The 23,549-nt window shown below is 59.0% G+C and carries 28 protein-coding genes; 15 read left to right on the forward strand and 13 right to left on the reverse strand.

Going from position 1 to position 23,549, the window contains the following annotated elements:
- Positions 1–216 precede the first annotated feature (216 nt).
- Complete coding sequence (locus ACYBHZ_RS09135; RefSeq protein WP_460273962.1) at positions 217–1,311, forward strand: phosphatase PAP2 family protein; 1,095 nt, start codon at positions 217–219, stop codon at positions 1,309–1,311.
- Between the two features lie 104 nt (positions 1,312–1,415).
- Positions 1,416–3,209 (forward strand): aspartate--tRNA ligase, encoded by a 1,794-nt coding sequence (gene aspS / locus ACYBHZ_RS09140; protein ID WP_460273963.1) that lies wholly within the window; start codon positions 1,416–1,418, stop codon positions 3,207–3,209.
- An 81-nt stretch (positions 3,210–3,290) separates the two neighbouring features.
- Here aspS and ACYBHZ_RS09145 read toward each other — a convergent pair whose 3' ends face one another.
- Complete coding sequence (locus ACYBHZ_RS09145) at positions 3,291–4,010, reverse strand: response regulator (protein ID WP_460273964.1); 720 nt, start codon at positions 4,008–4,010, stop codon at positions 3,291–3,293.
- A 181-nt stretch (positions 4,011–4,191) separates the two neighbouring features.
- On the opposite strand from ACYBHZ_RS09145, the gene mce reads away from it, so the two are divergent.
- Positions 4,192–4,596 carry a methylmalonyl-CoA epimerase gene (gene mce, locus ACYBHZ_RS09150; protein ID WP_434288486.1) on the forward strand — a complete coding sequence of 135 codons (405 nt, stop codon included), beginning with the start codon at positions 4,192–4,194 and terminating at the stop codon, positions 4,594–4,596.
- Between the two features lies 1 nt (position 4,597).
- Entirely contained in the window at positions 4,598–4,879 is a 282-nt protein-coding gene (locus ACYBHZ_RS09155) for a DUF1467 family protein (protein ID WP_460273965.1), read from the forward strand.
- Positions 4,880–4,891: 12 nt separating this feature from the next.
- Here the strand turns inward: ACYBHZ_RS09155 and ACYBHZ_RS09160 are convergent, their stop codons facing one another.
- Together ACYBHZ_RS09160 and ACYBHZ_RS09165 are read right to left on the reverse strand one after the other, a co-directional pair.
- Entirely contained in the window at positions 4,892–5,587 is a 696-nt protein-coding gene (locus ACYBHZ_RS09160) for an EI24 domain-containing protein (RefSeq protein ID WP_460273966.1), read from the reverse strand.
- A complete protein-coding gene (locus ACYBHZ_RS09165) occupies positions 5,587–6,165 on the reverse strand; it encodes a nitroreductase family protein (protein ID WP_460273967.1) in 579 nt (192 codons plus the stop codon). Before ACYBHZ_RS09165 ends, ACYBHZ_RS09160 begins: the two co-directional genes overlap by 1 nt.
- 82 nt (positions 6,166–6,247) lie before the next feature.
- Between ACYBHZ_RS09165 and ACYBHZ_RS09170 the strand changes: the two genes are divergently transcribed.
- Positions 6,248–6,511, forward strand: a complete 264-nt coding sequence (locus ACYBHZ_RS09170) for a DUF167 domain-containing protein (RefSeq protein ID WP_460273968.1) — start codon at positions 6,248–6,250, stop codon at positions 6,509–6,511.
- 109 nt (positions 6,512–6,620) lie between these two features.
- On the opposite strand, the gene ACYBHZ_RS09175 is transcribed toward ACYBHZ_RS09170, so the two are convergent.
- Positions 6,621–6,860, reverse strand: a complete 240-nt coding sequence (locus tag ACYBHZ_RS09175) for a hypothetical protein (protein ID WP_460273969.1) — start codon at positions 6,858–6,860, stop codon at positions 6,621–6,623.
- A gap of 327 nt (positions 6,861–7,187) precedes the next feature.
- On the opposite strand from ACYBHZ_RS09175, the gene ACYBHZ_RS09180 reads away from it, so the two are divergent.
- From ACYBHZ_RS09180 to ACYBHZ_RS09190, 3 genes are all read left to right on the forward strand, one after another.
- The gene (locus ACYBHZ_RS09180; RefSeq protein WP_460273970.1) at positions 7,188–7,445 is read left to right on the forward strand and encodes a DUF6455 family protein; all 258 of its coding nucleotides are present in this window, start codon (positions 7,188–7,190) and stop codon (positions 7,443–7,445) included.
- 52 nt (positions 7,446–7,497) lie between these two features.
- Positions 7,498–7,782 carry a DUF6455 family protein gene (locus ACYBHZ_RS09185; protein WP_460273971.1) on the forward strand — a complete coding sequence of 95 codons (285 nt, stop codon included), beginning with the start codon at positions 7,498–7,500 and terminating at the stop codon, positions 7,780–7,782.
- Between the two features lie 194 nt (positions 7,783–7,976).
- Positions 7,977–8,339 carry a diacylglycerol kinase gene (locus ACYBHZ_RS09190; RefSeq protein WP_460273972.1) on the forward strand — a complete coding sequence of 121 codons (363 nt, stop codon included), beginning with the start codon at positions 7,977–7,979 and terminating at the stop codon, positions 8,337–8,339.
- 24 nt (positions 8,340–8,363) lie between these two features.
- On the opposite strand, the gene ACYBHZ_RS09195 is transcribed toward ACYBHZ_RS09190, so the two are convergent.
- Positions 8,364–9,047 carry a hypothetical protein gene (locus ACYBHZ_RS09195; protein ID WP_460273973.1) on the reverse strand — a complete coding sequence of 228 codons (684 nt, stop codon included), beginning with the start codon at positions 9,045–9,047 and terminating at the stop codon, positions 8,364–8,366.
- A gap of 95 nt (positions 9,048–9,142) precedes the next feature.
- Between ACYBHZ_RS09195 and ACYBHZ_RS09200 the strand changes: the two genes are divergently transcribed.
- Positions 9,143–9,493 (forward strand): YigZ family protein, encoded by a 351-nt coding sequence (locus ACYBHZ_RS09200; RefSeq protein WP_460273974.1) that lies wholly within the window; start codon positions 9,143–9,145, stop codon positions 9,491–9,493.
- Here ACYBHZ_RS09200 and ACYBHZ_RS09205 read toward each other — a convergent pair.
- Entirely contained in the window at positions 9,475–9,858 is a 384-nt protein-coding gene (locus ACYBHZ_RS09205) for a thiol-disulfide oxidoreductase DCC family protein (RefSeq protein ID WP_460273975.1), read from the reverse strand. The genes ACYBHZ_RS09200 and ACYBHZ_RS09205 overlap by 19 nt on opposite strands.
- A gap of 9 nt (positions 9,859–9,867) precedes the next feature.
- A complete protein-coding gene (locus ACYBHZ_RS09210; RefSeq protein WP_460273976.1) occupies positions 9,868–10,260 on the reverse strand; it encodes a rhodanese-like domain-containing protein in 393 nt (130 codons plus the stop codon).
- Positions 10,261–10,402: 142 nt separating this feature from the next.
- Between ACYBHZ_RS09210 and ACYBHZ_RS09215 the strand changes: the two genes are divergently transcribed.
- Positions 10,403–11,083, forward strand: coding sequence for a DUF2270 domain-containing protein (locus tag ACYBHZ_RS09215; protein ID WP_460273977.1), 681 nt, complete (start codon positions 10,403–10,405; stop codon positions 11,081–11,083).
- 166 nt (positions 11,084–11,249) lie between these two features.
- Here ACYBHZ_RS09215 and ACYBHZ_RS09220 read toward each other — a convergent pair whose 3' ends face one another.
- Both ACYBHZ_RS09220 and rimO read right to left on the reverse strand, forming a co-directional pair.
- On the reverse strand, positions 11,250–12,308 hold the full coding sequence (locus ACYBHZ_RS09220; RefSeq protein ID WP_460273978.1) for a type I restriction enzyme HsdR N-terminal domain-containing protein: 1,059 nt from the start codon (positions 12,306–12,308) through the stop codon (positions 11,250–11,252).
- Positions 12,309–12,407: 99 nt separating this feature from the next.
- On the reverse strand, positions 12,408–13,820 hold the full coding sequence (gene rimO, locus ACYBHZ_RS09225; RefSeq protein ID WP_460273979.1) for a 30S ribosomal protein S12 methylthiotransferase RimO: 1,413 nt from the start codon (positions 13,818–13,820) through the stop codon (positions 12,408–12,410).
- A gap of 338 nt (positions 13,821–14,158) precedes the next feature.
- Here rimO and ACYBHZ_RS09230 point away from each other — a divergent pair, with 338 nt between their 5' ends.
- On the forward strand, positions 14,159–15,352 hold the full coding sequence (locus ACYBHZ_RS09230; RefSeq protein ID WP_460273980.1) for a cytochrome b/b6 domain-containing protein: 1,194 nt from the start codon (positions 14,159–14,161) through the stop codon (positions 15,350–15,352).
- Between the two features lie 261 nt (positions 15,353–15,613).
- On the opposite strand, the gene ACYBHZ_RS09235 is transcribed toward ACYBHZ_RS09230, so the two are convergent.
- Complete coding sequence (locus ACYBHZ_RS09235; protein WP_460273981.1) at positions 15,614–16,186, reverse strand: YceI family protein; 573 nt, start codon at positions 16,184–16,186, stop codon at positions 15,614–15,616.
- A 290-nt stretch (positions 16,187–16,476) separates the two neighbouring features.
- Positions 16,477–17,058, reverse strand: a complete 582-nt coding sequence (locus tag ACYBHZ_RS09240; RefSeq protein ID WP_460273982.1) for a GcrA family cell cycle regulator — start codon at positions 17,056–17,058, stop codon at positions 16,477–16,479.
- A 185-nt stretch (positions 17,059–17,243) separates the two neighbouring features.
- Here ACYBHZ_RS09240 and ACYBHZ_RS09245 point away from each other — a divergent pair, with 185 nt between their 5' ends.
- The 4 genes from ACYBHZ_RS09245 (at position 17,244) to argF (ending at position 21,387) form a co-directional block, all read left to right on the forward strand.
- The gene (locus tag ACYBHZ_RS09245) at positions 17,244–18,056 is read left to right on the forward strand and encodes an ABC transporter permease (protein WP_460273983.1); all 813 of its coding nucleotides are present in this window, start codon (positions 17,244–17,246) and stop codon (positions 18,054–18,056) included.
- A gap of 129 nt (positions 18,057–18,185) precedes the next feature.
- Positions 18,186–18,989 carry a trypsin-like serine peptidase gene (locus ACYBHZ_RS09250; RefSeq protein WP_460273984.1) on the forward strand — a complete coding sequence of 268 codons (804 nt, stop codon included), beginning with the start codon at positions 18,186–18,188 and terminating at the stop codon, positions 18,987–18,989.
- A gap of 285 nt (positions 18,990–19,274) precedes the next feature.
- Entirely contained in the window at positions 19,275–20,441 is a 1,167-nt protein-coding gene (locus ACYBHZ_RS09255) for an acetylornithine transaminase (protein ID WP_460273985.1), read from the forward strand.
- Positions 20,442–20,463: 22 nt separating this feature from the next.
- Positions 20,464–21,387, forward strand: a complete 924-nt coding sequence (gene argF, locus ACYBHZ_RS09260) for an ornithine carbamoyltransferase (protein ID WP_460273986.1) — start codon at positions 20,464–20,466, stop codon at positions 21,385–21,387.
- Between the two features lie 82 nt (positions 21,388–21,469).
- Here the strand turns inward: argF and ACYBHZ_RS09265 are convergent, their stop codons facing one another.
- Together ACYBHZ_RS09265 and ACYBHZ_RS09270 are read right to left on the reverse strand one after the other, a co-directional pair.
- On the reverse strand, positions 21,470–22,951 hold the full coding sequence (locus tag ACYBHZ_RS09265) for an inorganic phosphate transporter (protein WP_460273987.1): 1,482 nt from the start codon (positions 22,949–22,951) through the stop codon (positions 21,470–21,472).
- A gap of 105 nt (positions 22,952–23,056) precedes the next feature.
- Positions 23,057–23,515, reverse strand: coding sequence for an NUDIX hydrolase (locus ACYBHZ_RS09270; protein WP_460273988.1), 459 nt, complete (start codon positions 23,513–23,515; stop codon positions 23,057–23,059).
- Positions 23,516–23,549: the final 34 nt, after the last annotated feature.

Here is a 23,549-nt window from a genome sequence, read left to right on the forward strand (position 1 = left end):
GTCGTGGGTTATAGTCATGGAGCGCGCGGACGCAAGGGCCGAAGGCCGGGGTTTTGCGTCTGAAACCGCAAAACTTTGAGAGTTTTGGAAAAGGTGCCTTTGTTCGCAGCCGGATGACATATGGGTCACGCCAGAGAAACTCCTATATGCTGCCCCATTAGAGACGTATTCGGGCGGCATTTCTTTGTTTCAACGATACGTGAGCAGGATAAAGACATGCAGCAAGCGGAAATCGCAGGAATCAAAGAGGAGCGGGTCGGTCGTCGGCAAGCGCCTTCTGCGAGTGTCCTGAGCACTGGGACACTGCTTTATGTCGCGCTCGGCGGTCTTTTCCTTTTGTCCCTCGGAGAGAATCCGCTTCTCGTGCTGCTCGGCTTTTCCGGTGCCTTCGAATTGTTTGCTCAACTGGTCTCGTCGCTGGTGCCTTTATGGCTCCTTTTGCCTGGAATTGCGTTTTTGGTGCTGAATGGGCCGCTGCGTCGGCATGTCTGGGCCCAGAAAGTGCCGTCTCTCGCCGCATTGGTGTATTGCTCGATCTTCGTCCTGATGTTCGGGCTTGTGAAAAACAACCTGCCCTCCGTGATCCCTTTCTGGGCGGATGATGTGCTGGCGTCTGCGGATCTGGCCCTGCATTTTGGGCATGCGCCCCACGCGATGGTGTCGTGGCTGTCCGGGATGGATGTCTCTACTTTGCTGCGTTTTTACCTGAATTCATGGGTGGTTCCGGCAACTTATTTGCCATTCATTCTGACCGCTTTGGATCCGAACCCGGAACGGCGCCGGACGTTCATCCTTCTCTGGATGGGCTGCTGGATCGTACTCGGGAATCTTATCGCTGTATGCTTCATGTCCTACGGGCCGATTTTTTCCGATCTGTTTGCTGACGGAAATGCCCAGATGCATGAAGGCGTTCTGGGGATGTTGCAGCGCGATGACGCCTGGGCTCTGGAAGAGGTCAAGATGAAACTCTGGACCGCCTATAGCGGGGAACTTCCTATGGCGGGCTCCGGGATTTCCGCGTTTCCCTCGGTTCATGTCGGTATGGCGACAGTCATTGCCCTGTATCTGATCCGGCTGGTGAGCGATTGGATGCGTATTCTGCGCTTGCCGCGGGTGCTGGGATGTGGCGCACGGATTGCGAGCTGGTTCATCGCAGCGGGCTATGTCGCGGTCTACCTCGTCCTGTCCGTCTATCTCGGCTGGCATTACGCTTTGGACGGCTATGTCTCCATTCTGGTGATCGGAGGGCTTTATGCGCTCCTGCGCCGCCGGGAAACCCTTTGGAAACCGGCTTTGCAGGCTCAATCCTGATCAGTATTCCGTGTCCGGGCGGCTCCGGGGCAGCCTGCCCTTGACTTTCCCGTCGCGGGCGGGTGTATCGGCACAAACTATCCGATTTCCCGAAGGGTAAGCTCATGCACGTCTATCGCAGCCATACCTGCGCCGAACTGAACAACTCCAACGTCGGCGACACCGTGCGCCTCTCTGGTTGGGTGCACCGCATCCGTGACCATGGCGGCATTCTGTTCGTCGATCTGCGCGACCATTATGGCATGACGCAGGTTCTCTGTGATCCCGACAGCCCGGTCTTCTCCGATATGGAGAAGGTGCGTTCCGAATGGTGTATCCGCATCGACGGCACAGTGAAGGCGCGTGACCCGGAACTGGTGAACCCGAAATTGCCGACCGGTGAGATCGAAGTGTTCGTCCGCGATCTCGAAGTGCTGGGTGCCGCCGCTGAGCTGCCGCTCATGGTCTTCGGCGATCAGGAGTACCCGGAAGAAACCCGCCTGAAATACCGTTACCTCGACCTGCGCCGCGAGCAGATGCAGAAGAACATGATCATGCGCTCTCAGGTTGTCGCCGATCTGCGTCAGCGCATGTGGGCCCAGAACTTCAACGAATTCCAGACGCCGATCATCACCGCCTCTTCCCCGGAAGGCGCGCGTGACTTCCTCGTGCCGTCCCGTCTGCATCCGGGCAAATTCTATGCCCTGCCGCAAGCGCCGCAGCAGTTCAAACAGCTGCTCATGGTGTCGGGTTTCGACAAGTATTTCCAGATCGCACCGTGCTTCCGCGACGAAGACCCGCGTGCCGACCGTTCGCCGACCGATTTCTACCAGCTCGACATGGAAATGTCCTTTGTCACTCAACAGGACATTTTTGACGTGATGGAGCCGGTGATCGCTGACATGTTCGACAAGTTCGGCAAAGGCCGCAAATCGAACCGCGACTGGCCGCAGATATCCTATCGCGATGCGGCTCTGTGGTACGGCACCGACAAGCCGGATCTTCGCAACCCGATCAAGATGCAGGATGTGTCCGAGCATTTCCGTGGCTCTGGTTTTGCGATCTTCGCGAAACTGCTGGAGCAGGATGGCAACGAAGTGCGCGCGATCCCGGCCCCGAAAGGCGGCTCTCGCAAATTCTGCGACCGGATGAACAAGTTCGCCCAACAAGAAGGTCTGCCGGGGATGGGGTACATCTTCTGGCGCGATCAGGGCGACGGCATGGAAGCCGCCGGTCCGCTGGCGAAAAACATCGGCCCGGAACGCACCGAGGCGATCCGTCAGCAGCTTGGTCTCGAAGTGGGCGATGCGGCCTTCTTCCTTGGCGGCAAGCCTAAGTCGTTTGAGCGCGTGGCTGGCAAAGCTCGTACCGTGATTTGGGAAGAAACCCCGAAAGCACCGGAAGACGAGAACTGGCGCGATGCGTTCAAATTCGCATGGATCGTGGACTTCCCGATCTACGAACAGGACGAAGAAACCGGTAAGATCGATTTTGAGCACAACCCGTTTTCCATGCCGCAAGGCGGGATGGACGCGCTCATGGGCGATCCGCTCAAAGTGCTCGGTTGGCAATATGACCTGGCTTGTAACGGCTACGAGCTTGTGTCCGGCGCCATCCGGAACCACAAGCCGGAGATCATGTTCAAGGCGTTCGAACTTGCTGGTTACGGCAAGGAAGAAGTCGAGAAACGCTTTGGCGGTATGGTCAACGCCTTCCAATACGGCGCTCCGCCGCACGGTGGCTGTGCCCTCGGGATCGACCGTGCCGTGATGATCCTCGCCGATCAGGACAACATCCGCGAAGTCATGCTCTTCCCGATGAACCAGCGTGCCGAAGACCTGATGATGGGCGCTCCGTCGGAGCCGACCAATGAACAGCTTCGCGAGCTGAACCTGCGGGTTATTCCTCAGGAAGACTGAGCCGCATTGGCTGAGCTATAAACAGATTTTAAAGGGCGCGGGACTTTCCTGCGCCCTTTTTCTATGACGGAACGCAGAGGCTTAGACGACTTTGCGCGGTTCGATCCGGGCCTGCACAAGCCCGGCGATATGCGCGACAGCGGAGCCATAGGGCCGACCGTTGCGGCGCTCAGATGCCAGTGTTTGTGCAGCGCTTTCCATTTCCGTATCGCCCGCTGTTCGGGCCACGCCGGACAGGAATTGCGCGATGTAATCCAGCAGCCCGTCACCCTCATTCGTGGTCAGAAGATCGGCGATATGCACGAAATCATCCTGTAGGGCGATTGGGTCGGGGCTGACCTCTTCCGTGCTGACAATATGCACGCCTTCGGGGCGTCCCTCCACCGGGAGGCAGGACAGAACGCATTCTTGAAACACCCCGAGCGAGGCAATCGGTTTCTCGATAAACCCGTCCGCGCCGGAGGCAAGGCAAAGCGTTTCCGCGCCGCTGTCGCCCGACATGCCGAGCAGAACGTCGACGCGGGGGCGGGCCTGCCGCAACTCATGGATCAATTCGGTGCCGGAGCCGTCGGGTAGTCCGAGATCGACAATGACAATATTCGGTCGGTAGACGCGAAGATGTTTGCGTGCGGTCGCAAGACAGTCGGCGCGCCGGATGCGAGCGCCGGACCTGAGGCAAAGAAGACGCATGGCTTCGGAGGCAAAGCGGCTGTCCTCCACCACGAGAACTGTGAGGCCCAAAAGCGGGCGCTCCGCAGTCGGCATTTGAGGGATCATCAGTGTGTCGAGATCGTCGGGCATGTTTCCAACTCCATCAAGGGCGACTCGGATTAAAGCGCGAAAGGGGTGAACGGGCCGTTAACTCTGCGTGAGGCGCGTCAATCTGCGCTTTACCCTTGCGGCATCTGCGCGCCAAATCTCTTGCGAGGCCCCTGTCTCTCGGGCGATAACAGACCAGTGAATCTCATGGAGGAAGAGAAACATGATCGGTCGTCTGAACCATGTCGCCATCGCGGTGCCGGATCTCGAAGCAGCTTCGGCGCAATATGCGAACACTCTGGGCGCAAAGGTAAATCCGCCGCAGGATGAGCCGGATCATGGTGTGACCGTGGTGTTCATCGAATTGCCGAACACGAAGATTGAGCTTCTCTATCCGCTCGGCGAAAACTCCCCGATCCAAGGCTTTCTCGACAAGAACCCCTCGGGCGGCATTCACCACATTTGCTATGAGGTGGATGACATCCTCGCGGCGCGGGACAAGCTCAAGGCCGAAGGCGCGCGGGTGCTTGGGACCGGCGAGCCGAAAATCGGCGCGCATGGCAAGCCGGTGTTGTTCTTGCATCCGAAAGATTTCAACGGCTGCCTGATCGAGCTGGAACAGGTCTGACATGGCCATCACCTCGGCCATCGTTCTCTATGCGGTGACATGGTTCATGACGCTGTTCGTGGCCCTGCCCATCGGGTTGAGGACGCAAGGCGACGAGGGCGAAAAAATAGCGGGCACCCATGACGGGGCGCCCGCGAATTTCAATCTCAAACGCAAACTGATCTGGGTGACCGTGTTCGCCACCGTGATCTGGGCGGCCTTGGTTGCCGTTATCCTGTCAGGCTGGATCAGCTGGCACGACCTTGATTGGACGGCGAAACTGCCCTCCGTGGCGGATAGCTGAACCGCCCGCCGATCAGCGCAGAGTGCTGCCCTCCAGCCGCATGAACATATGGGTGAAGGTGGCCGCGCCCAGAACCGGGATCAGCAGGTTCACCAAGGGGACAGAGAGCGGGATCGCCATCAAAGCCCCCGCCAGCCAAATCTGCGGCATATGGCGTTTGCGGGCGGCTTTTGCGCCCTCGCGGCCAAGGCGGCGCATGGCAACCATCTGGAAATATTCGCGGCCCAGAAGAAAGCCGTTCAGCGCCCAGAAGATCACCGGGGCGGCAATATTCAGGATCAGGTAAAGCACCAGAGCGATCAGGTTCGCGAGCACGATCACGCCGAGAAAGCCCAAGGAATCCATGAGCATGTCAGAGAAGGACTGACGCGGCACGTCCGGCAGGTCGGGGTAATGGCGATCCTCGACGGCTTCGGACACCTCTTCGAGAAAGAGGCCGGTGAAGGCCGAGGCGACGGGCACCATAAGGAACATCGACAGCACGATCATCAGAAAGAACGAACCGATGGACAGCGCATTGTCGATCCATGTGATTTCGCCGATCACGGGTAGGGTGAACGTGTCGGGGACGAAGGCGCCGATCACCCAGATAAACACAAGATAGATCGCCACCAGAAGGGCGACGGTGAGGCCGAGGCCTTTGAGCAGAACGGACTGGAACCGCTTGTCACTCAACTGGCCGATGGCCTTCGTGAAATCTCCGAACATCACTCGGTCATCCATGTCACGATCTGATCCATATCCGGGCGTGGGCGCTCCGGCGGGGCGATGGTTTCGGTGCCGATGTGGATGAAGCCCGCGATGCTTTCATGGGCGGCAAGACCAAGCCCCTCTTCGACGAAGGAGCGATCAAAAGAGGCCCAACCCGAGAGCCAGTTCGCGCCCCAGCCTGCCGCCAATGCGGCGTTCAGAAGCGACAGGCAAACCGCGCCGGCGGAGTACAACTGTTCGATTTCAGGGACTTTTTCGCTTTCTTTCGGAGAGAAAACGACGGCCACGGCGAGATCGGCATCGGCATATTGGCGATAGGCCTTCTCGATCTTGCCCTCCTCGATGCCGAGCTCAGCGGCCAAGGGTTTGATCCGCTCGGAAAGCCGGGTCATGGCGGCTTTCTCAAGCACGATGAAGCGCCAGGGTTCGAGCTTGCCGTGGTCCGGTGTGCGGGCCGCCGCCGTCAGGAGCGTCATCAGGGTCTCGCGATCCGGCACCGGCGCGGTGAGCGTCTTGGCGGGGCGGGAGCGGCGAGTGAGAAGGAAATCGAGCGCGGCGGGATTCGGAGCGGGCATGTGCGGCCTTTCGTGGTGTGCGTCTTGTCTCATGTCATCATTTTTGGCCGTGAATTCAACCGTGCCCGTGGTAAACGGGGGCATGGATAAAGCGGAATTGAAAACGGCGCTGCTTGCGGCGGTCTCTGACGGGCAACTCGCGGTGCGGGTGACACCGAAAGCGTCGCGCAATGCGATCACCGTCGAGGACGGGCAGGTGCGTGTCTATGTGACCACGGTGCCCGAGGGCGGCAAGGCGACGAAGGACGTCATCAAGCTTTTGGCGAAAGCGATGGGGCGGGCGAAAAGCGAACTGGTTCTGCTGCGCGGGGAGACCTCGCGCGACAAGGTGTTCCGGGTGGAATAGCCGCCACGATCCGGCTGAAATCGGTTGTCGGCAAAGCGTCGGCTTTGTGTCGGACATCTGTCGGACCTTTTGTCAGCCCTCGTGTTGTCGCTCTGTGGCTCTGCGCAGCTTACTCTTCCACAGGCGTCAGACGATAAGCCCCCTCGGGCAGGTCGAGCGCGGCCCCGAGATCGCGCAACTGCTGGAGCGAGAAGGTGATCTTGTGCACCCGGTCGGTGCGCGGGTCGTGTTGTTCGACCGTGACGCATTCCGCGAAGGCAGAGATGATGACATCTTCCTGAAGAGGGGCTTCGCCCTCATCGACTATGGTGACGACCGTCGCGTCAAAATCGTGTTCGATTGTAAACATAAGCCGATGCTGCACCTGCCGGTGGCCAAAAGCAAGCGACAGATTTCGGACATCGCTGGACCCTGAGCTTGGTTAAATGCGCCATTGGGGGGGGCGTCGTCTCGCCCTCACGCCGGGAGATTCGGCAGAAACAGAGGCGTTTTTCTTCGCACATACGCCCTGACAGTTTCAGAAAAGCCGTAAAGAACGCCTGATTTTTCGACGTTCGCCGCATGTGGGGGCGCATATCGGAGCCTCAGAGGCCGAATTGATCAGGATCAAGGTTCGCAGCTGGGCCGCGTGGTCTCTTTTTCGCGGGAAGATGAAACGCAAACATCGGAGATTGTCATGACTGGGACGAAAGCATTCGAGACGCATGAGCGGTTGATGAATCGTATGGCGCAGACACTTGGCGTCGATTTCGACGAGAAGATCCAACGTGGGGAATGCGACGAGGAACAAATGGAGTTCCGTGTACATCGCTGCATCGGCTGCTCTGATCCGCAAGCCTGCGAAAGCTTCTTGGCCAGCCATGAACACGGCGCCGATGCCGCACCGAGCTATTGCCGGAACAAAGACGACCTGGAGCGCCTCGCTGCTGAATGAGGGCGCTGCGGCACCTGCGCGTGCCGATGGCAAAGACGAATTGGAGAACGACATGATGACGGAAACGCTTTTGCGCCCGGGTGATGCCTGCCTGATGCATGGGATGGCCGAACGGATTGGCGCCGATGTGGTCCGCGCCGCCGCGTCCGGTGATATTGCCCCTGAGGATTTGTCCCGGATGGAAAGCCGTTGTGCGCAATGCACCCAGCATGATGCCTGCATCCTCTGGTTGCTCGAACATCAGGGGCGGCAAGAACAGACGCCGGACTACTGCCTGAACGGGCAGAAGCTCTACTATGTGCGTGCGTTGCAGAACCAGGTGATCGCTGCGGAATAACGCGAAAGTTCAGAGAGGGAAAAGGGGCCGTGTGTGGGTCCCTTTTTGTTGCTGTGTTTGTCTTCGTGAGAGAGCGTCAGTCGCGTGTTGCAGCAGCCTCTCTTGTCTCTGTCGCTTGCTTATGTCGTTTCCCTCGCACATGGTTTTGCGATGCACGATTTTGCAATGCATGGTCTGGAGATGGGGGAACTGCGGTGAAAGACAAGGCGATCTATACAGCGAAACGGTTGGTTCTGCGGACGGTTTGGAGCATGGACGGATTGCGGTATGCTTGGAAGACGGAGCATTCCTTCCGCACATGGGTCTGGGCCAACCTTATCTCCGCCGGTTTCGCATGTGCCCTTGATATGACCGCCGGGGAGCGCGGTTTGATCCTTGCTCTGGGCCTCCTTATCCTTGCGGCCGAGCTGTTGAACACGGCAATCGAAGATGCGGTGGATTACATCTCGGACAAGGAGCACCCTCTGGCCAAAACCGCCAAGGATGCGGGGTCTGCGGCGGTGACGGTAACGGCCATTGCCGCAGGGATCGCTTGGCTGGTGGTGCTAATCGGATGAGGCCGACACGGCTTGTGGGGTGTCTTACTGTTGCTTGATCTGCTTCAGATGCGAGATGAAGCCGAGAAGGAAACAGGCTTCGGCGTACAGTTTACAACTTTCTTCGACAATACTGATCCAGTCGTGCCAGACCCAAGCGCGTTCGGGAGACAGTCCGGTGGCCTCAAGGATATCTGTTCGATTGCTCAGCGCATCGGTGACGATAGAGAGCACCATGATAATCGCGCCCACGGTCAACCAGCGACGTAGGGTCGGGGCGCCGTGAAACTCCGCTTTGTATATCCATATGAGACCAAACCCGATCAGAGCATATAGGCCGATGATCATGTCATCCAGGCGATCACTCAAAGCCGTGACGCGCCAATGCATTATTCGGTGAACCCAGTAATCGATTTGTTCGTGAAACTGCCCCACTTCATCCAAAGCGAGATAGAGAAAGCCCAAGCTGATCAAGGCCCAGATGACCGCCTTATCCTGTAGCAGGGGCTGGGTTGATGTCCTTCGCTGTGTGAAGAGGCGTCGGTTGATCCGTGCCGTGGCAATCAAAAGCGCAAAGGAACCGAGCATGATTGTCCCGGTTTCCTCAAACATGATTGCGGGCCGGGCAATGGCGATTTGGCCCAACACGAGAGATGCGACGATGAGGACTGTGATAGAGATAAATACCCCTTTGGGGCGGAGGGTCTCAAGGGCTGGAATATGTTTCATGATATGGCTTATAAACTTTTACAAAACATTCATATTCAGGTTGTCAAACCTGAGCAAGCTAAACCGTTTAGTTTTGGGCCTTAGACGCAAAAATTATGCGAAGTTATGACGGCATCATATCCGACCGTGGCTCAAAATACGCGGTATCCGGCGGGGTGTGCAGCTCGGAGGAGGAGGCCAAGGCCTTCATCAAGGAGCTGTGCCGCAAGAAGAAATTCGCCAAGGCGACGCATAACACTTGGGGCGTGATCTTACCGGATGGGATGCCCGTCAAAAACGACGACGGGGAAAGCGGCGCGGGGATGGTGATCTTGCGCATGCTGGAGCGCGAGGGCGTCTCCGGTCAGATCGTCGTCGTCACCCGTTGGTACGGGGGCAAACACCTTGGCGGCGACCGGTTCCGCCATGTGCAGGATGCGGTGCGTTATTACCTCGACCGGCTTTGAGCGCGGGCCTGTCGCCGTTTGTGCCAGCGGTAGATAAGCGGCGCGAGGATGCGGTCATAGGTGAATTTGGTCACGTGTCGCAGAACCGGCCAACCTGTCACGCGGGCGAGCCAGCGATAGCGCGGCATCTCGGCCCACAGCACCCGAAACGCGGGCATGCCTGACAACAGCTCCCCGTCCTTTTCGACATAAAGCCGACGCGCCGCCATATCCGGGTCCATGCCCCAGCGGGCCGCGTCCCTGTTCAGATCGTCAAAGCGGATCGGCAGGTCACAGCGTTCCGAATAGCCCTTGTAATGGTTGATCTCAAAGGAACAGACCGGGCATTGATCGTTGTAGAGAACTTTGATTTCAGCGTCTTTCATAGACCGGATCTAGTGCTTTTCGACCTCTTCGACAGGGCCGCCCTGCATCTTCCACGCCGTAAACCCGCCCGCGACATGGGCCACGTTCGTGAATCCCATCTCGACACAGGTTTTCGTCGCCAGAGCCGAGCGCCACGCCGAGGCGCAATAGAAGACGAACGTCTTATCCTCGCCGAATTTCGGTTTGTAATAGGGGCTTTCCGGGTCGATCCAGAATTCCAGCATGCCGCGCGGGCAATGAAACGCGCCGGGAATGCGGCCTTCGCGCTCAAGCTCGCGGCGGTCGCGCAGGTCCACGAAGACCACGCCCTCGTCCTTCGTCATGCGGATCGCGCTCTCGGTCGGGATCGTTTCGATCACCTCATGGGCCGCGGCGAGCAGGTCTTTGTAATTCTTGAGCATATGGGCCTCCCTTTGCGGGGCAGAGTGATGAGCGGACGGGCTCAGGTCAATAGGCTGCTCATGCGGTTGTGCGACGAGGAGGTCAAGAGCCGGGGCTTGCCAGAGGGCGATCTGCCGTGACACAGTCGGGGGAGGAGGAGATATGGGAGAGGCACCATCCAAGGCGTATACCGCGCTCTCGGATGCCGAGATCACGGCATTCTCTCACCTCTATCGGGGTGAGGTCTACCGCTCGACACTCTGGCGCACGCGGCTGGATACCACGACGAACTGGGCGGTGGTGACGCTCGGTATTGCTTTGTCGATTGCCTTCGCGACCCCCGCCGCCTCGCCGCTGCCGCTTCTGCTGGTCGGGATCTTGATCATCTTCTTTTTGATGCTGGAAGCGCGGCGCTATCGCTATTTCAACGTCTGGCGCGCGCGCTGCAGATGGATGGAGACGCATTTCTTCGTTCCTATGCTCGACCGCGATGCCGTGACCTGCGAGACCGAGTGGCAGAAGATTTTGGCGAAAGACTACCTCTTCCCCGCCTATCACGTGCCGCTCCGCGTCGCGATGGGCCGCCGCATCCGGCGCAATTACTTCTGGATTCTGCTCATCCAGACGGTCGCCTATGTCGGTAAACTTCTGGTCCACCCGGCGCCGCTTACTTCGCTGGATGAGTTCTACGCCCGCGCCGCCATCGGCCCGGTGCACGGCGGTTGGATACTGGCGATGGGCGCGGTTTATCTGGGGACTTGGGCGGTGATTTCTGTGCTGAGCTGGCGGGATGATAAGCGGCGAGCGGCGAAGCGGGGGAATAATCACTCGGGGATGGGGTGAGGACCGTTAAAAAACAGTCCGGGGGACTGTTTTTAGGTCCGAACGCGCGGAGTGTAACGGAGCGCCGGGCAGGCCTATGATGATAGCGTTTCAATCTGACACCCCACGCGATGCCACGCATCGCGAGCGCCCGCCCGTCCCCCACGGGAAGGCGCTGGGGAGCTTCTTATGAATAGGCGGCTGCAGTCTTCGCTATTGCGTCAGCATGTTGATAGATGTCTTCAATGTTGGTCAGATCGTACTTTTCTTCTTTTTTGTCAGCATCAAAAAGGCCGAGGACGTTCTTGGATTTTGCGTTGAAGTAAAACCGACAGAGTGGTTTGCGATTGTTGTCATCAATGAAGACGCTACAGTAGCTTTTGGCGTCGCGGATGGTGACGCGATCCGTGGCGATGCTCTTTGCTGCGATGGCCTTAACCATCATGTAAGCTTCTTTTTCCTCATCCGTCGTTACGATGTCTGACCGTTTCTCCTCACTGTCAGAAGATGCATCAGCTTTGGGGGCTTCTGATTTCGGGCGGAAAGCAATATCGAGCCTGTCTTGGATACGATCCCTTACAATGACCTCAATAGCGGACTGAATGGCGGGTCTAATTTGTTCGACCACGTTTTTGGTCAACATACCGTCATGAATCTGGCGACCGATGAGTTTCACAAACTCATCATCAGGGTTGTCGAGTTGGGCCTTCAAATACTGGGCGGCTGCGTGCGAGTATTTCAGAGCGGACGCGGCTTCCAGAATATTTTCAATGGAAAATTCGTCTTTTCGGAAACGGCTGAGTTCGGTGATCTCATCCTCATCATGCTTTTGGAAGTCGAACTTGAAGAACGGCTTTTTGTCCATCTTGTTGGGCGCATCAATGTCGGAGAAAAACCATGCTTCCTTACCATTTGTTAGGATTGCTAGGTTAGCGTCTGTAACACCGAAGTATCTGTAAAGCTGGCTGTATTGCGTGTTGCCGAGGGAGGTTGTGATTGCTTTGACTTCGATGAGGACTTTGGTTTCGCCCTTGATTTTCAAAGCGAAGTCAACTTTTTCGCCCTTCTTGGTGCCAACGTCGGAGACATATTCTGGAATGACCTCATCGAGGTTAAACGGGTCAAAACCTAGAATTTGAATGAATGGCAGAATGACCGAGGTCTTGGTTGCTTCTTCTGTCAGCGCCTTGTCGGTCGCTGTCTTTGATCGTTTCGCGAGTTCTTTTACCTGCTCTTTGAAATCCATAGCTCAATGTCCCCTGTTGAATTGAGACCATTAAGTCCAAGAATGAGTCAGTTCGCAACTGTTTCGAATCTCGTGTTTGACGGCAAATGATCCCCGGGATCATTTGCTTTTCGTCAAACACCCCCACAAATCATACTCCCCAGCCTCATCAACCTCGACCGTCACCAAATCCCCGACGCTCAACCCCTCGGTCCCCGCGTCAATAAAGAGGTTCCCGTCGATCTCCGGGGCATCGGCCTTGGTCCGGCAGGTGGCGATGCCGTCCTCATCAATATCGTCGACGATGACCTGCTGGATGGTGCCGACTTTGGCCTCCAGTTTGGCCTCGGAGATCGCCTGAGCTTTCTCCATGAACCGCTCCCAGCGCTCTTGTTTGACCTCGGCGGGGACGTGATCGGGCAGGGCGTTGGAGCGCGCGCCGTCGACGTTTTCGTATTGGAAGCAGCCAACGCGGTCGAGTTGCGCCTCGTCCAGCCAGTCCAAGAGGTATTGGAATTCCGCCTCGGTCTCGCCGGGGTAGCCGACGATGAAGGTTGAGCGCAGGGTGATGTCCGGGCAGACTGCGCGCCAAGCGGCGATTTCATCGAGCACTTTGGCGGAGGCAGCCGGGCGGGCCATGCGTTTTAGGACGTCCGGGTGGCCGTGTTGGAACGGGATGTCGAGATAGGGCAGAACGGCGTTACCCGCGTCCGCCATGAGCGGGATCAGCTCGCGCACATGGGGGTAGGGGTAGACGTAGTGGAGCCGGACCCAGAGGTCATCCGCCGCGCCCAGTTGCCCGAGTTCGCGGGCGAGATCGGTGATGTGGCTGCGCACCTCACGGTCTTTCCACGGGAAGGATTCATAGCGGCGGTCGAGGCCGTAGGCGGAGGTGTCCTGCGAAATGACCAGAAGTTCCTTAACACCCGCGTCCACCAGTTTCTCGGCCTCGCGCAAAATGGCATGCACCGGGCGCGATTGCAGTTTGCCGCGCATGTCCGGGATGATGCAGAATTTGCAGGCGTGGTTGCAGCCCTCGGAAATCTTGAGATAGCTGAAATGCCGGGGCGTGAGGCTGACGCCGGTGGCGGGCAGCAGGTCCACGAAGGGATCGGGCGCGGGCGGCACGGCGGCGTGGACGGCGTCCAGAACTTGTTCATATTGATGCGGGCCGGTGACGGCGAGAACCTTGGGGTGAACGCCGGTGATATATTCGGGATCTGCGCCGAGACAGCCGGTGACCAGAACCTTGCCGTTTTCCTGCAACGCCTCGCCGATGGCCTCAAGGCTCTCGGCCTTGGCACTGTCAAGAAAGCCGCAGGTGTTGACGATCACCGCATCCGCGCCGGAGTAATCCGCGCTGATCTGATAGCCTTCCGCCCGGAGCCGCGTGAGAATGCGTTCGCTGTCGACCAAAGCCTTGGGACAGCCAAGGGAGACCATGCCGATGGTCGGCTGGTCGTCACGGCGGTTCGTGTCGAAGACGGGCTTCGGGGCAAGGTCGGGGCGGAGATTTGGCGGGTTCTGGCTCATTGGCGCGATATACTCTGAAAGCCGCAGCCGGGAAAGCCCCTGCTGTCGGGCGTGAGTTGAGTTTCGGCTTCGGAGCCTTCTGTCTGGATCGGGGCTATACTTGCTCTGATACGGGGGGCATAGCTTCGGTGGCTGTACGGCGGAGTTGGCAATAAGCCATCTCTCGGCTTCTATCGGCTGGACCCGCAGTTTCTGACCGCGGCAAATCACGCTTCAAGACAGAAAGCCCCTTCGGGGGCTTTCCTTGTTGGTCGCACAGTCTCTGTGCGGGGGCGGCGAATGTGTGACATAAGGCGATAGGTTATTTTCAGGCAAACCGCAGAAAACACAGGTCGCTTATGTTCACCAACACCGCCACCCGTTATGGCGCGCTTGCGCGCTTTTTCCATTGGGCTATCGCCCTGTTGATCCTCGCTGATATCGCGCTCGGGCTGATCGGGGAAAACACCCCGCGCAATGCCGACACGGCAAGCGGGCTTCAAACGCTCTATTCCGTGCACAAAACAATCGGTGTGAGCGTCCTGCTTCTGGCCGTGCTGCGCGCGCTCTGGGCGATCATTCAGCCCAAGCCTGTCCCGGTTCATCCGAATCGCAAGGCGGAGACGTTTTTGGCCGAGGTCATCCATTGGATGCTGTACGGCGCGATCTTTGTCATGCCGCTGTCCGGCTGGGTGATGCATGCGGCGGAAACGGGCTATGCACCGATCCTTTGGCCGTTCGGGCAGAATCTGCCCTTCGTGCCGAAATCCGATGACATCGCGCATGTGGCCGGGGCCGTACATGGGCTGTCGGCTTGGGTGATTTATATCGCGGTGGCGCTGCACGTGCTTGGGGCGCTGAAACATGCGCTGATCGAGAAAGACGGCGTGCTCGCGCGGATGGTGACGGGCAAGGACGCTGGCGTGCCGGGGGAGGGGCATGGCTCGATCCTGCCGCCGCTGGCCGCCGTCGTTGTTTGGGTTTTGGTTGTGGGCTTTCCTTTCGTTATGCCCGCCCCGGATCACCCGAAAGAGGGCGGTGCGGCTCCGATGCAGGAAGCGCAGGTCTCTTCCGATCTGCCCAGCTGGACGGTTGATGAAGGCTTCCTGACCATCTCGGTGAACCAGATGGGCGCGCCGGTCGAAGGCAGCTTCTCCAACTGGAACGCAGCTATCGCCTATGACGAAGACACTGGCGCGGGCGAAGTGACCGTGAGCATCGACACGACCTCGCTGACGCTTGGCACAGTGACGCAACAGGCCAAGGGGGCGGAGTTCTTCAACACCGACACCTATGCGACCGCGACATTCGAAGGCACGATCAGCCGTCTGGATGGATCGCAGCATGAGGCCGTGGGAACACTCGCTCTGGTTGGGCAAACCGTTCCGGTGACGCTGACTTTCGATCTCTCTGTCGAGGGCGACAAGGCGATGATGATGGGAACGACCACGCTGGACCGTCGCGATTTCGGGATGGGCGCTGGTTATGAAGACGAAAGCACCGTGGGCTTTGCGGTCGATGTGACCACTGAGCTGACCGCTACGCGTCAGTGAACTCGCCCTGTCTTTGTGTTGGGTGGGGGCTGCTTCACCTGAACACAACAAGGGGACGCGATCTTAGACCACAAGTTAAAGCGTTCGACCAAAAACCTGAAACACAGCTTTTGGCCGAACGCCGTGCAACATATGAACGTCGCACGCGCCCAGCCTGTATCTGATGTCTCAGGTTAAAGGCCGGACGCTTTAGAACACAAGAAAGGCCGCCGGATCTCTCCGGCGGCCTTCTTTCGTCTCAGTCGATTGCGATGGCGAGGATTACTCTGCCGGGGTCGCTTCGATGGAGATCGCGATGGTCACTTCGTCAGAGACGTAGGGTGCATACATGCCCATGTCGAAGTCGGAGCGCAGAACGGTGGTTTCCGCGTCAAAGCCAACCCACGGTTTGCCGGCCATCGGGTGTTCCATGTTTTGGGTCATTTCGGCGTCGAGTACGACCGGCTTGGTGATGCCGTTCATGGTCAGGTCGCCGGTGATTTTACCGGTGGTGTCGCCGGTCACTTCGATGCCGGTGGAGACGAAGGAGATCGTCGGGTTTTCTTCGGCGCCGAAGAAGTCGCCGGTCATGAAGTGTGCCGTACGCTCGGCCCAGCCAGTGTAGAGGCTATCGGTCGGGAAAGAGACTTCGACGGACGAGGCGGCCGGTTCGGCTTCGTCAAACATGATCGTACCGTCAAACCCGGAATACATGCCGGTGGTGGTGGAATAGCCGAGGTGTTGGTAGGAGAAGACGATCTGGCTATGCGACGGATCGAGAACGTATTTTACGGGCTCTGCGGAAGCCGCAGAAGCGCCGAGGATCAGCGCGGTGGTCAGAAGCAGGTTTTTCATGTCGGAGCTTTCTTGGACAGTGCAGTTTGAAGATGGCTCAAAGCTACCGTCTCAGAGAGAAGGCTCAAATTCCGCACGCTCAAACATAATCTGTGCGCAAGAAAACAGGACCTTGGCAAAAATGCAGAAAGCTGTGCAAATACTGTTCAATCTTGCGGGGGCTGCTTTTGCACATGACACTTTGTGAAGCGTTTTCCCTTTGCGCAGAGTTTTTCCTATGTGGCTCCGCACGGCACAAGAAAAAGCCGCCCCGAAGGACGGCTTTTTCATATCAAAGGCTTGCGCGCGTCTTAGCGGCGACGGTCGCGGCGCGAGGACATCGGCTGGAAGGCCACGCCCACATGAGCCTCGCAATAGGGTTTGCCCGGCGCGGAGGGCAGTCCGCAGAACCAGAAATCCTCGGTTGCAGGATCGCCCACCGGCCATTTGCAGGTTTTTTCCGTCAGCTCCATCACCGTCAGGCGTTTGGCCTTTTTCTCCACCTCGTTCACCTTGGCGAGCGCTTCGGCGGGAATTTCGTTGGTGGAGGGCTGCGGCGGTAGGGGCTGACCGGCGGGAATGATCTGGCGACGAGCGGGCACGACCGGTTTCGGTGCGGGCTCAGCTGCGGTTTCCTGTGCGGCGGCGGGCTGCGGCGCGGGCTTCGGCTTGGCCTCCGCCTTCGGCTTGGCTGCGGGCTTCGCCTTCGGCTGCGCGGCGGGTTTGGCGGCAGCTGCGCCAGCGCCAGCACGGTTCGACAGGCCCAGACGGTGCACCTTGCCGATCACCGCATTGCGCGTCACGCCGCCGAGTTCTTTGGCGATCTGAGAGGCGGATTGACCCTCGCCCCACATTTTCTTCAACAGTTCGACGCGCTCATCGGTCCAGGACATTGTGTTTCCTTCGGTTGTCATCGGGCGGGGTGTCCCGCACCACGAAAACGATCCTGCACAGGGCTTTTGCAGTGCAGGACGCTTGAGAATTCTACTTATCCCCTATTTTAAGCATGGCGCTTGCGGTTACAAGCGGGCGCGCGGGGAAATCCGCAGACACGAGTGTATATCAGGGGAGCGCGGCAATGGAAATGGCTCAAAATGAAGTGCATATGGGAGTGCGACGGTTTGGTCGGGTCAATTGGCTCGGACTTTACACGCTGATCATGCGCGAAATCCGCCGCTTCGCTGCGGTTTGGACCCAGACGCTTCTGGCGCCTCTGGTCACGGCAGGGCTGTTCCTGACGATTTTCACGCTGGCCATCGGCCCCTCGCGCGGCGATGTGATGGGCGTGCCTTTCGTGCATTTTCTGGCCCCCGGCATCCTGACGATGACGGTGATCCAGAACGCCTTCGCCAACACCTCCTCTTCGATCATGATCTCGAAAGTGCAGGGCAATATCGTCGATACGCTGATGCCGCCGCTCTCTTCATTCGAATTGGTCGTTGGCTATCTGTCCGGCGGGACTGCGCGCGGGATGATCGTGGCCTTCGCGATCTGGGGGGGGATGGCTGTGTTCGTCGGACTGCCGCTGCATCACCCGCTGATCGCGATTGCCTTCGTGCTTCTGGGCACGCTCTTTATCGGCGGCTTGGGCGTTCTGGCTGGCATCGTGAGCCAGAAATTCGATCACATGGCGGCGATCACCAATTTCATCATCACGCCGCTGTCGTTCCTGTCCGGCACGTTCTATTCGGTCGAGACCTTGCCGCAGTGGTTCAAAGTGCTGACCCATCTCAACCCGGTGTTCTACCTGATCGACGGGGTGCGGTATGGCATCATCGGGACGTCGGACAGCTCTCCTTGGATCGGGCTTTCGGTGATGACGGTGGTGACGGCTGCCGTCATCCTCATCGACTGGAGCTTTTTCAAGCGCGGCACGAAGCTGAAATCCTGATCCGAGAAGTCTGGGCTGGCCGCATTCTCGCCGGAATCCTCGGCTATGAACCACGGTAAGAGTAACTTGCCGTGGTTTTTTATGCGTTTCCTGTACTGTATCGCCCTTTGTCTCATGTCGCTGTGTTCCATGCCCCTGATCGCTCAGGCGGCCGACAGCCTGCCGTCAGAACTCGACAGCGCGGATCGCCGGGCCGAGTTGATCGGTTGGGAGGGCGTTGGGCGGCTCGATATTGCCGGGCAGGGCACCTGTACAGGGGCTTTGATCGCTGATGATCTGGTGCTGACCGCCGCGCATTGCGTCGTCGATAAGGACAACACGCCTTTGCCTGCCGGGAAAATCCTGTTCCGGGCGGGGCTTCGCAATGGCGATGTCATCGCGACATCGCGCGGTCTGGCTGTGGCGGTGACACCGGGCTACGACATTCGAGGTGGGGCTACGAACACCAGCATCCCCAATGACGTGGCGCTGATCAAGTTGGCTTCTCCTATCCCCGAAGCGCTGGCCAGACCGTTTCCGGTGCATCGTTATTCCAAGCGTCAGGGGGAGCTTATGGTCGCCTCCTACGGGCAGGGGCGCAATGGCGCTTTGTCGATCCAGCGCGCATGCCATGTGCTCAGCTTTGCGCAGGACATTTACACCTTCGATTGCGATATCACCTTCGGCTCCTCGGGCGCGCCGGTCTTTGCCTATGACGGGGTGCGTCCCGCCATCATTTCTGTGGTGTCCGCCGTCGGGACGCGCGACGGAAAGAAAGTCGGGCTGGGCATGTCTTTGAGTGACCATGTGTCTGCGCTCAAACGTCAGATCGCTTTGGGGGCACCGGATGTCGCGGCGAAACCCGCTGTCGTCAAACGGATCACTGTGGGCGGCTCGGGGGGAACCTCAGGCACCCGATCCGCAGGCAATTCCAAATTTGTGACGGTGGACTGAGCCGCATGGCTGAACCGCACAGGGGCTTGCCGGAGATTCTCTTTGACATGCCCGGTCTTTTGACCGTAAAGCGCAGGTCATGAACATGACCCGTGCATATGTCTCCGGTATCCGACGTCGACGCTGAAGCGCCCAGACGTCCGTTCATCTGTGCTCAAGGCGTGATCGCTGCGGCACAAAACGCGCCAAAGAGGCGCAATCCTTTAAAAAATACCCCCCAACCGTTGACAGGCCCACTGGCATTCGCCACCCATGAGGCCTCTCATTCCAGAGGAAACTAAAGAGATGATTTCTTCCGTATTGCCGACCTATAACCGGGCTCCGTTGTCCTTCGTCAAAGGCGAAGGCTCTTGGCTGACGGAGGCGGACGGACGACGTTTTCTCGATCTCGGAGCGGGGATCGCGGTCAACACGCTGGGCCATGCCAATCCGGAGCTGGCGCAGGTTCTGAAAGATCAGGCCGATACGCTCTGGCATGTGTCGAACCTGTATAAAATCCCGGCGCAGGAGGCTTTGGCCGACAAGCTGACCGAGCTGACCTTTGCCGACACGTGTTTCTTCACCAACTCCGGCACCGAGGCTGCCGAGCTCGCCATCAAGATGGCGCGCAAATACTGGTATGAAAAAGGCCAGCCGGAGAAGGTCGAGATCATCACCTTCGCGGGCTGTTTCCATGGCCGTTCCTCTGCGGCGATCGCGGCGTCCGGTTCCGAGAAAATGGTCAAAGGGTTTGGCCCGGTTCTCGAAGGCTTCGTGCATTTGCCCTTCGGCGAATGGGAAGCCGTGGCCGATCACGTCACGGAGAAAACCGCGGCGATCATGATCGAGCCGGTGCAGGGCGAGGGCGGCATCCGTATTGTTCCCGACGAGGCGCTCAAGCTTCTGCGCAAGATTGCCGATGAGAAGGGCGCGCTGCTGATCTTTGACGAGGTGCAATGCGGCGTCGCGCGGACCGGCAAACTGTTCGCGCATGAATATGCCGGTGTGACGCCGGACATCATGATGATCGCCAAGGGCATTGGCGGTGGCTTCCCGCTCGGCGCGGTTCTCGCGACCGAAGAGGCGGCCTCCGGCATGACGGCGGGCACCCATGGTTCGACCTATGGCGGCAACCCGCTGGGCTGCGCCATCGGCCTCAAGGTTCTGTCCATCGTTTCCGACCCGGCATTTCTGGCCGAGGTGAACCGTAAGGCGGGCCTGTTCCGCCAAAAGCTCGAAGAGCTGGTCGCGGCCCATCCGGACGTGTTCGAAGGCGTGCGGGGCGAAGGCCTCATGCTCGGCCTGAAATGCAAAGTCGCACCGGCCGATCTGGTGGCGAAAGGCTATGGCGAAGGGGTTCTGACCGTGCCCGCCGCCGACAACGTGGTGCGGCTTCTGCCTGCGCTGAATATTCCCGACGAAGAGATTGCCGAGGCCATGTCGCGGATCGACGCGGCAGCTGGCAAGCTTTGATCTGACAGAAAAGACGAGACTGATGAACCACTTCCTCGATATTCACAAGACTGACGCGAAAGACCTGCATCGGATCATTGAGACCGCGAAACTCACCAAAAACGCACGTGCCGACAAACCGAAGGCTGCGCTCGACGCCGAATTGCCGCTCAAGGACAAAATGGTCGCTCTGATCTTCGAGAAACCTTCGACCCGGACGCGGGTGTCCTTTGACGTCGGCGTGCGTCAGATGGGCGGTCAGACCATGGTACTCTCGGGGGCTGACATGCAGCTTGGCCACGGCGAAACCATCGCCGACACCGCCCGCGTTCTGTCCCGTTACGTCGATATGATCATGATCCGGACCTTCGAGGAGCAGACGCTTCTGGAGATGGCGGAATATGCCTCCGTGCCGGTCATCAACGGCCTGACCAACCGCACCCACCCTTGCCAGATCATGGCCGACATTCTCACCTATGAGGAACATCGCGGCTCGATCAAAGGCAAGAAGGTCGTCTGGCTCGGCGACGGCAACAACGTCTGTGCGTCCTTTATCCATGCGGCGGGCCAGTTCGGATTCGACATGACCTTCGCCGGCCCCGAACCGCTCGATCCGGAGATGAGCTTCGTCGAGGAAGCGCGCGCCAAAGGCTCTTCTGTGGAGATCGTGCGCGATGCGGAAGAAGCGGTGATCGGCGCGGATCTCGTTGTCACCGACACTTGGGTGTCGATGCATGATCCGGCCTCCGCGCGGGAGCGCCGTCACAATCAACTGCGCCCCTACCGTGTGGATCGCAAACTGATGAGCCACGCAAATCCCGACGCGCTGTTCATGCACTGCCTCCCGGCGCACCGGGGCGATGAGGTGACGAACAATGTCATGGATGGCCCGCAGTCGGTGATTTTCGACGAGGCGGAAAACCGTCTGCACGCTCAGAAAGCGATCATGCGCTGGTGCGTTTCGTAATCCACGTTGCGTGAAAATTTAGACCTGCAATGAAAAGGGCGCCCGGTGAGGCGCCCTTTGTTCGTGTCGGAGATCGTTGCGCTTACGCCGCGAAAAGCGACAGGAACCAGAACACGATCGCGGAGAGCGTGGCGGCGGCGGGGACGGTGATGATCCAGGCCGCGACAATGGTCATGAAATGGCTGCGACGCACGAGCTTGCGGCGGTGGCGTTCCTCTGCCGCGATGCGTTTGATCTTTTTCGAGCGGGCCGCCTCGTCGAGACGTTTCTCGTGATACCACTCGCGGAAGAACCCGACGCCGAAGACACCGCCGACTGCGATATGGGTCGAGGAGACGGGCAGGCCGAGCCAGCTTGCGATGATTACGGTGATCGCCGCAGAGAGCGCCACGCAATAGGCGCGCATTGGGTTCAGCTTGGTGATCTGACTGCCGACCATGCGGATCAGTTTCGGGCCGAACAGGATGAGACCAAAGGAAATCCCGAAAGCGCCGAGCACCATGACCCAGAGCGGAATGCTCACGTTGCCAGCGAATTCGCCGACCGCATTGGCGTGGACGATGGCCGCGAGCGGGCCGACCGCGTTTGCGACGTCATTGGCCCCGTGGGCAAAGGACAAAAGCGCGGCGGAGATCACCAGCGGCAGGGCAAACAATGCTTTGAGAGACTTGTTGCGGTTCTCCATGCCCTGTGATTGCCGGCGCACCAGAGGGGCGGAAGCGACATAGGTCAGGGCCCCGACGACAAGCCCGATCATTACGGCGGAGATGAGGTCGATATGGACGATCTTTTTGAGACCCTTCACCGCGAGATAGGTGGCAAATGTGCCCATCATCACGCCGATCAGAACCGGAACCCAGACCCGGGCCGCCGCGATCTTGTCGGGGGTGTAGATGATTTTAACCTTGATGAACCATAGGAACCCGGCGGCGATCACCCCGCCCATCAGCGGCGAGATCACCCAGCTGGCTGCGATGAGGCCCATGGAACCCCAGTTCACGGTGGCAAAACCTGCGGCGGCAATCCCCGCGCCCATCACGCCGCCAACGACGGCATGGGTGGTGGAGACCGGCGCGCCGACCCATGTTGCAAGGTTCACCCAAAGCGCGGAGGACAAAAGCGCGGCCAGCATGGCCCAGATGAAAATCTGGGTGTTTTCCATGGAATGCGGGTCGATAATGCCTTTGGAAATGGTCGAAACCACATCGCCGCCCGCCAAAAGCGCGCCCGCGCTTTCGAACAGCGCAGCGATGACAATGGCCCCGCCCATCGTGAGCGCGTTCGCCCCCACGGCGGGCCCCATGTTGTTGGCCACGTCATTGGCACCGATGTTGATCGCCATATAGGCGCCGAGAGCGGCGGCGGCGATCACCACGGCAGAGCCTTGTTGCCCGCCGAACAGGAGAGCAGCCATCAGGCCCGCGACAATAATGAAGGCGAGTGCCACGCCGAGCCCGACCATCGGACGGGCAATGTGAAAGGTGGCAAGCTCGAACTGGCTGATCCGATTCAGGTCTTTATCCAGCGTCTTCCACTGTTTTCCGTGATCTTCCGTGTCCGACATCGGAGCTCCGCTCTATCATGAAACTGTTACAAGCGGCGCAGCGCTAACGTGCCCGGCCTTGCATTGCAAGCCTTTCGGAGCGCTCCAAGTGAGGAGTGTTGCAGTTCAGAAGTCGCGCAGAAGATCCCGGAGTTCCGGCTCGGCGACCAGATCAGCGGCCTGAGACGGGCTCATCCAGCTGCGTTTGCGCTGGCCTTTCTCGGGGAAGTCGCCTTCGAGATGGTCCACCTTGATCGGGTAGACTGTCGCTTCCACCGGCGCGGGCAGGCCGTTGTCGAGCTTTTTGACATAGTGATAGAGGCCCACCGGTTTGCTTTTAACCTGTGCGGGTTTCACGCCGGCTTCTTCCCAAGCTTCCTGTGCGGCCGTGCCGGCACCGTCGAGCCCGTTGATCGGCCAACCTTTCGGGATGATCCAACGCCCGGTGTCCCGCGAGGTGATGAGCAACACTTCCTTACCCTTCTTGCCGTCGCGCCAGCACAGCGCAGCGGATTGCACGCGGTCGGGTCGGCGCAACAGCGGGTCGAAGACGCCCGCCCAAGCGGATTTAAGCAAGGTTGCCATGAGATGAGTGCGTGCCTGTTTGTGTCTATATTGC

The sequence above is a fragment of the Celeribacter sp. ULVN23_4 genome (assembly GCF_054788345.1).

Coding starts and splice junctions, on each gene's coding strand:
- argF (WP_460273986.1), top strand. CDS start 20,464: ATGAACCACTTCCTCGATATTCACAAGACTGACGCGAAAGACCTGCAT.
- ACYBHZ_RS09170 (WP_460273968.1), top strand. CDS start 6,248: ATGGATAAAGCGGAATTGAAAACGGCGCTGCTTGCGGCGGTCTCTGAC.
- ACYBHZ_RS09165 (WP_460273967.1), bottom strand. CDS start 6,165: ATGCCCGCTCCGAATCCCGCCGCGCTCGATTTCCTTCTCACTCGCCGC.
- ACYBHZ_RS09215 (WP_460273977.1), top strand. CDS start 10,403: ATGGGAGAGGCACCATCCAAGGCGTATACCGCGCTCTCGGATGCCGAG.
- ACYBHZ_RS09195 (WP_460273973.1), bottom strand. CDS start 9,047: ATGAAACATATTCCAGCCCTTGAGACCCTCCGCCCCAAAGGGGTATTT.
- mce (WP_434288486.1), top strand. CDS start 4,192: ATGATCGGTCGTCTGAACCATGTCGCCATCGCGGTGCCGGATCTCGAA.
- ACYBHZ_RS09235 (WP_460273981.1), bottom strand. CDS start 16,186: ATGAAAAACCTGCTTCTGACCACCGCGCTGATCCTCGGCGCTTCTGCG.
- ACYBHZ_RS09250 (WP_460273984.1), top strand. CDS start 18,186: ATGCCCCTGATCGCTCAGGCGGCCGACAGCCTGCCGTCAGAACTCGAC.
- ACYBHZ_RS09210 (WP_460273976.1), bottom strand. CDS start 10,260: ATGCTCAAGAATTACAAAGACCTGCTCGCCGCGGCCCATGAGGTGATC.
- ACYBHZ_RS09180 (WP_460273970.1), top strand. CDS start 7,188: ATGACTGGGACGAAAGCATTCGAGACGCATGAGCGGTTGATGAATCGT.
- ACYBHZ_RS09255 (WP_460273985.1), top strand. CDS start 19,275: ATGATTTCTTCCGTATTGCCGACCTATAACCGGGCTCCGTTGTCCTTC.
- ACYBHZ_RS09200 (WP_460273974.1), top strand. CDS start 9,143: ATGCGAAGTTATGACGGCATCATATCCGACCGTGGCTCAAAATACGCG.
- ACYBHZ_RS09240 (WP_460273982.1), bottom strand. CDS start 17,058: ATGTCCTGGACCGATGAGCGCGTCGAACTGTTGAAGAAAATGTGGGGC.
- ACYBHZ_RS09245 (WP_460273983.1), top strand. CDS start 17,244: ATGGAAATGGCTCAAAATGAAGTGCATATGGGAGTGCGACGGTTTGGT.
- ACYBHZ_RS09135 (WP_460273962.1), top strand. CDS start 217: ATGCAGCAAGCGGAAATCGCAGGAATCAAAGAGGAGCGGGTCGGTCGT.
- ACYBHZ_RS09185 (WP_460273971.1), top strand. CDS start 7,498: ATGATGACGGAAACGCTTTTGCGCCCGGGTGATGCCTGCCTGATGCAT.
- ACYBHZ_RS09205 (WP_460273975.1), bottom strand. CDS start 9,858: ATGAAAGACGCTGAAATCAAAGTTCTCTACAACGATCAATGCCCGGTC.
- aspS (WP_460273963.1), top strand. CDS start 1,416: ATGCACGTCTATCGCAGCCATACCTGCGCCGAACTGAACAACTCCAAC.
- ACYBHZ_RS09220 (WP_460273978.1), bottom strand. CDS start 12,308: ATGGATTTCAAAGAGCAGGTAAAAGAACTCGCGAAACGATCAAAGACA.
- ACYBHZ_RS09270 (WP_460273988.1), bottom strand. CDS start 23,515: ATGGCAACCTTGCTTAAATCCGCTTGGGCGGGCGTCTTCGACCCGCTG.
- ACYBHZ_RS09175 (WP_460273969.1), bottom strand. CDS start 6,860: ATGTTTACAATCGAACACGATTTTGACGCGACGGTCGTCACCATAGTC.
- ACYBHZ_RS09230 (WP_460273980.1), top strand. CDS start 14,159: ATGTTCACCAACACCGCCACCCGTTATGGCGCGCTTGCGCGCTTTTTC.
- ACYBHZ_RS09265 (WP_460273987.1), bottom strand. CDS start 22,951: ATGTCGGACACGGAAGATCACGGAAAACAGTGGAAGACGCTGGATAAA.
- ACYBHZ_RS09155 (WP_460273965.1), top strand. CDS start 4,598: ATGGCCATCACCTCGGCCATCGTTCTCTATGCGGTGACATGGTTCATG.
- rimO (WP_460273979.1), bottom strand. CDS start 13,820: ATGAGCCAGAACCCGCCAAATCTCCGCCCCGACCTTGCCCCGAAGCCC.
- ACYBHZ_RS09160 (WP_460273966.1), bottom strand. CDS start 5,587: ATGTTCGGAGATTTCACGAAGGCCATCGGCCAGTTGAGTGACAAGCGG.
- ACYBHZ_RS09145 (WP_460273964.1), bottom strand. CDS start 4,010: ATGCCCGACGATCTCGACACACTGATGATCCCTCAAATGCCGACTGCG.